6 protein-coding genes, 1 tRNA gene and 1 pseudogene are annotated in these 4,732 nt (G+C 64.3%); 5 read left to right on the top strand and 3 right to left on the bottom strand.

Annotation, left to right across the window (positions count from 1 at the left end; all coding sequences use genetic code 11):
- Positions 1-198, top strand: a pseudogene (locus DBR22_RS01785) (protease HtpX); the annotation flags it as partial.
- Positions 199-222: 24 nt separating this feature from the next.
- Here the strand turns inward: DBR22_RS01785 and DBR22_RS01780 are convergent.
- Entirely contained in the window at positions 223-714 is a 492-nt protein-coding gene (locus DBR22_RS01780) for a YajQ family cyclic di-GMP-binding protein (RefSeq protein ID WP_108597512.1), read from the bottom strand.
- Between the two features lie 205 nt (positions 715-919).
- On the opposite strand from DBR22_RS01780, the gene DBR22_RS01775 reads away from it, so the two are divergent.
- From DBR22_RS01775 to DBR22_RS01765, 3 genes are all read left to right on the top strand, one after another.
- Positions 920-1,174 (top strand): hypothetical protein, encoded by a 255-nt coding sequence (locus DBR22_RS01775; protein ID WP_108597511.1) that lies wholly within the window; start codon positions 920-922, stop codon positions 1,172-1,174.
- A gap of 182 nt (positions 1,175-1,356) precedes the next feature.
- Positions 1,357-1,438 (top strand) — tRNA-Tyr (locus DBR22_RS01770).
- Positions 1,439-1,728: 290 nt separating this feature from the next.
- Positions 1,729-2,154 (top strand): CBS domain-containing protein, encoded by a 426-nt coding sequence (locus DBR22_RS01765; protein ID WP_108597510.1) that lies wholly within the window; start codon positions 1,729-1,731, stop codon positions 2,152-2,154.
- A gap of 89 nt (positions 2,155-2,243) precedes the next feature.
- Here DBR22_RS01765 and DBR22_RS01760 read toward each other — a convergent pair whose 3' ends face one another.
- Both DBR22_RS01760 and DBR22_RS01755 read right to left on the bottom strand, forming a co-directional pair.
- Positions 2,244-3,224, bottom strand: coding sequence for a LysM peptidoglycan-binding domain-containing protein (locus DBR22_RS01760; RefSeq protein WP_108597509.1), 981 nt, complete (start codon positions 3,222-3,224; stop codon positions 2,244-2,246).
- A gap of 367 nt (positions 3,225-3,591) precedes the next feature.
- Entirely contained in the window at positions 3,592-4,344 is a 753-nt protein-coding gene (locus DBR22_RS01755; protein WP_108597508.1) for a potassium channel family protein, read from the bottom strand.
- Between the two features lie 69 nt (positions 4,345-4,413).
- Here DBR22_RS01755 and DBR22_RS24270 point away from each other — a divergent pair.
- A partial coding sequence (locus tag DBR22_RS24270; RefSeq protein ID WP_375134865.1) for an acyl-CoA thioesterase occupies positions 4,414-4,732 on the top strand: 319 nt, incomplete at its 3' end.

The following is a 4,732-nucleotide window of genomic DNA, read 5'->3' as shown; positions in this document are numbered from 1 at the left end:
CCGCACGCCCTGCGCAAGATTGAGCAGGGCGTGCGGATCGCGCCGCTCCCGCAGGAGCAGAAACTGGTCAACACCTCACACCTAATGATCGCCAACCCGTTCCGCGGCGGAGGAATGACCAGGCTCTTCGCCACGCACCCGCCCATGCAGGACCGGATCGCCCGGCTCGAACGGATGGCAGGCCGCCCGCTGAACTAGCGCGCCGGCGTCGTACTTCCTGCGCTAGCTGCGGAAGTTGACGAACTGCAGGTCGGCCTCGTCGAAGTCCTTCAGCAGTGCCATCACGGACTGCAGGTCATCGCGGGACTTGGACGAGACACGGAGTTCGTCGCCCTGGATCTGGGACTTCACGCCCTTGGGGCCTTCGTCGCGGATGAGCTTGTTGATCTTCTTGGCCAGATCCTGCTCGATGCCTTCCTTGATGGAGGCCTCCAGGCGGAATTCCTTGCCGGACGCGTACGGCTCGCCGGTGTCCAGCGACTTCAGCGAGATGCCGCGGCGGATCAGCTTGGACTGGAGTACGTCCAGGACCGCCAGGACGCGTTCTTCGGAGTTGGCCTTCATCAGGATCTTCTCGCCGCTGAAATCGACCTCGGCCCCAACACCCTTGAAGTCGTAACGCTGCACCAGTTCCTTCTGCGCCTGGTTCAGGGCGTTGGCTACTTCCTGCTTGTCCACTTTGCTTACGACGTCGAACGTTGACTCGCCTGCCATGACTCTCCTTACGTTGATGGGTACCCTGACATGCCTCTGCAGGGCGGGGATCTCTGTATTCCAGCCTAATACGGATCCGCTGCAGCGCCGTGGTGGATTCGGTGCTGTTGCGGATTCACAGTTCCCTCATAGCGGACGCCCGGCGGGAACGAAGCCGGGCCCGGGAGAGTTGAAGGAGTTGAAAAGCAGGTCGAAAGGGAATGCAATGCACCGCAACGCCGTCCGTTATGTCACCCGAACCACCTCTGCCGCGGCCGGAGCCGTTGCCACCGCAGCCACATCCGTTGCCGCAGCCGCGATCGCCGCCTCCATCATTTTCAGCCCGGTTCCGGATGCCTCTGCCCGCATGGACGGCGTGAGCGAGGACCTGCTGCGGGCTGTCCAGCTCAACCAGATCACCGAGGAGCAGGCCGTGAAGTTCGAGGCCAGGCTGGCCGGACGGATTCTCGGCGACGCCTGATTCCCCCCCCTGTTCCGCGGAATTCCAAGGCTTTTCGGGCCCATTCCCACCGCCCGCGGCCCCGATTCGATTCTTCGGCAGAAGTTCTGTAAAGTTGTCTTGCCCGCGGTTACTGGAAGCGGAACGGCCCGGAAACGGACGTTCTGAACACTGCAGCCGGGGGTGATCTTCTTTTGAAGTTCGGCAGATTACCCGAGCGGCCAAAGGGGGCTGACTGTAAATCAGCTGGCAACGCCTACGGGGGTTCGAATCCCTCATCTGCCACCCAATGAAAAGGCTCCGGAACCACCAGGTTCCGGAGCTTTTTTGTGCCCCGGCACTACACGTCCTGCCGGCCCCGGTACTCGTGCCTGGCCAGCCCCCGGCACTGCCCGCCTGACGGTCTATTCCCCGCGGCGGTACCGGGAGAATAGTCCGAAGAGCGGGGAAAAGCTGCGCGGCCGGGTGCCCGGAATCCGTCGTCGACATCGGAGTGGGGCCCGGCGTAGGCTGGCAGCATCGGCGCATGTGCCCCGGTACCCCGCGTCGATACCTCAATCGATGAAGGAGGACCAATGAGTGCTGTACGTGAATTCATGACTACCGATGCAAGGTGTATCAAGGAAAACCAGTCTCTCGTAGATGCCGCCAAGATGATGCAGGATCTGGACTGCGGATCGCTGCCGATCTGTGGTGATGACGGCAAGTTGAAGGGCATGATCACTGACCGTGACATCGTGCTCAAGTGCGTTGCTGCCGGCCGCGACCCGCGCGAAGTGCTGGCCCGCGACCTCGCCTCGGGCAAGCCGCATTGGGTGGACGCGGACGCGAGCGTTGACGCCGCCATTGAGATTATGGAGAAGTACCAGATCCGCCGGCTGCCGGTTATCGCCGACCACCGGCTCGTGGGGATCATCAGCCAGGGTGACATCGCCCGCAACTACTCGGAAGAGAAAGTGGGCGAGCTGGTCGAGCACATTTCCGAACGCCATCCTATGTAGTAGCCGCGCACTTCGGAATCACGCAGTCGCACCAAAACCAGCGCCACGGAGTCCGCTCCGTGGCGCTGGTCTGTGCCGGCAGTCTTGCGTCAGTTCAGCGCGATCAGCAGCATCTGGCTGGTGCCGGGGATGCAGGTCTGCAGGATCGCCCGGGGGAAACCGCCAAAAACCCGAATGACATCGTTGGTGGTTCCCGGGTTCGGTACCTGGCCACGCGCCGTCGCGGTGTATGTCCCGTAGCCGGGGATGCTGACCGTTTCGCCCACGCCGATTCCGGAGAAGCGGGCCCAGCCACCACAGAAATCGTGCTCGGTGATGAAGAGCGAGTAGCCGTCGTTGGGTGTGTAGTGGATCGGCCCGATGCAGGCGTCCACCATGGATTGTCCGCCGGCACCTGCCACATAAATGGTCCGGACCGCGGGTGCGGCCTGGATCATCGGCGCCGGGGCGGGAGCCGGTGCGGGTGCAGCAGCAACCGGTGCCGCCACCGCAGCGGCCGGAGCAGGCGCGGGAGCCGCGACGGCGGGCCCGGTCAGCTTCAGGGTCTGCCCGGGGACAATGATGCTGTACATGCCCAAACCGTTGGCGGCGAGCATGGCGTTCATGTCCACGCCGTACCTGGCCGCGATCCCGCCCACGGTGTCGCCCGGGGCCACGGTGTAGAGGTTCGTGTCGGCGGGCGGAGCCGGCGCGGGTTCAGGGGCAGGCTGCGGGGCCGGGGCCGGAGGAGCAGCAACTGTTGCCTCCGCAGGCGCAGCAGGCTGGGCAGAGTCAGCCTGCAGCGTGCCAACGTACGGGTCGTCCAAAGGCACCGCAACCAAAGGCCTGGCGACGCCCACAACTGGCGCAACCGCCGTCGTGATTGCCTCCGCGGGCGGCGGTACCTGGACGGTGGGCGGCGGTCCGGACAGGACCCCCACCCCCACGGCCGAGACCACGGCCGCAATGGCCATCCCGGCCCACAGCCGGTGACTGACGTGATTGCGGCCCGGCGTGAGGTCTGCCCGGGGGATATCGGTTTCGAAGTTTCGGTGGGGTGGTTCGGTCGAATTAACGGTCAACTGATTCATGGGTGGCCCATCGCAGGTCGGCCCCGCCAACAGCACCGCGGTCTATCATCCGCTCAAATGCCACATTGCAGGACGGATCGGGAGTGATGCGCTAACGCGGTCCCGGCCGTGACCGGACCGCGCACGGATGCGCACGATGGGAGTCGCCCGCATACCCAGAAGATACGGAAACTCCGCTATGAAGCGGCATCATCCACCCCAGCTCGGAGGATGCGCCGGCAACTTATTCAGCCCTAGGAACTCCGAGTCTAGGAAACGGGAAAGGGTGCGGCACGAGTAGGAGTTACCCGACTTTCTCCGCGGATACTTGGCGCGGCCGCCGTTTCGTACCTCAACTTTTCAAGGAGGACTACCTGCGCACCGCAGGTCAGAGGCTGCGGCGTTCCTTCAACGCTGCGGTCCCGCGCAGTTCGGCGATCTCGCGCCGCAGTTCGGCGATCTCCTGGACAAGTTCACCCAGTTCAGCCCGGACAGGTTCCTCTGCCGTTTCGGTGGCCTCTTCAACGGATTCTTCCACGCGCTGGACGAGCCAGGAGGCGATCGAGGCGGTGACCACACCCAGGACGGCGATGCCGCTCATCATGAGCGCCCCGGCCACCATCCGGCCGATCGGTGTAACGGGGTACATGTCGCCATAGCCCACGGTGGTGATGGTGGTAATGGCCCACCAGACGGCGTCGCCGAACGTCAGGATCTTGGCATCCGGGGCGGACTGCTCAACGTCCAGCACCGCTAACGCCCCCACAAAGACCAGCAGCGCGGCTGATCCGGCCACATATGTGACAACGCGGCCCCTGAGGGTTTCACCGATGGTGCGGTGCAGGACGGACAGCAGAGTGACCAGGCGGAGCAGCCTCAGCGGCCGGAAAAACGGCAGTGCCACAATCAGCAGCTCATGCAGGTTGAAGAGAAACCACCGGCGGCGGTCCGCTGCCAGCCAGAGGTTGGCGGCGTAGTCCAGGGCGAAGATGCCCCAGGTCAGCCACATCACGGTTTCAAGCCACTCTGCGCCGGCGCCCTCAACCCGGCCGATCACCTGCCAGGCGTAGGCCGCCAGGAATACCAGGGCTGTGCCCATCAGCGGCCACTCAGCCAGGTCCCGGTAGCGTTGTTGCGTCATGGCCAGAATCCTACGCGGCCGGCGCGCCACAGGGTTGGCGACCAAGTTACCGGCGGGTAACATGAGGGGATGCACCTCCTCCTCCGAACGCTCCTGATGCTTGTCACCTCAGCCCGACGTTCACCGCTGACCATCTGGGACACCTCGTCCCTGCCGCTGAAGGTCCTGCCCACGGACATTGATATCGCCATGCACGTCAACAACGGCATGTACTTTTCCCTGATGGACCTGGGCCGGTTCGACCTCATGGTGCGCAGCGGCGTCTGGAAAACCATGCGCCGGCGCGGCTGGAGCCCGGTGGCGGCGGGGGAGACCATCGCCTTCCGCAAGTCGCTGCAGCTGTGGCAGAAGTACACGATTGAAACCAGGATCATCGGCCTGGACGCCA

It is taken from the genome of Arthrobacter sp. HMWF013, from assembly GCF_003061105.1.
In the GTDB taxonomy this organism is placed as follows: domain Bacteria; phylum Actinomycetota; class Actinomycetes; order Actinomycetales; family Micrococcaceae; genus Arthrobacter.
This window is presented reverse-complemented; position numbering and strand designations above follow the sequence as displayed.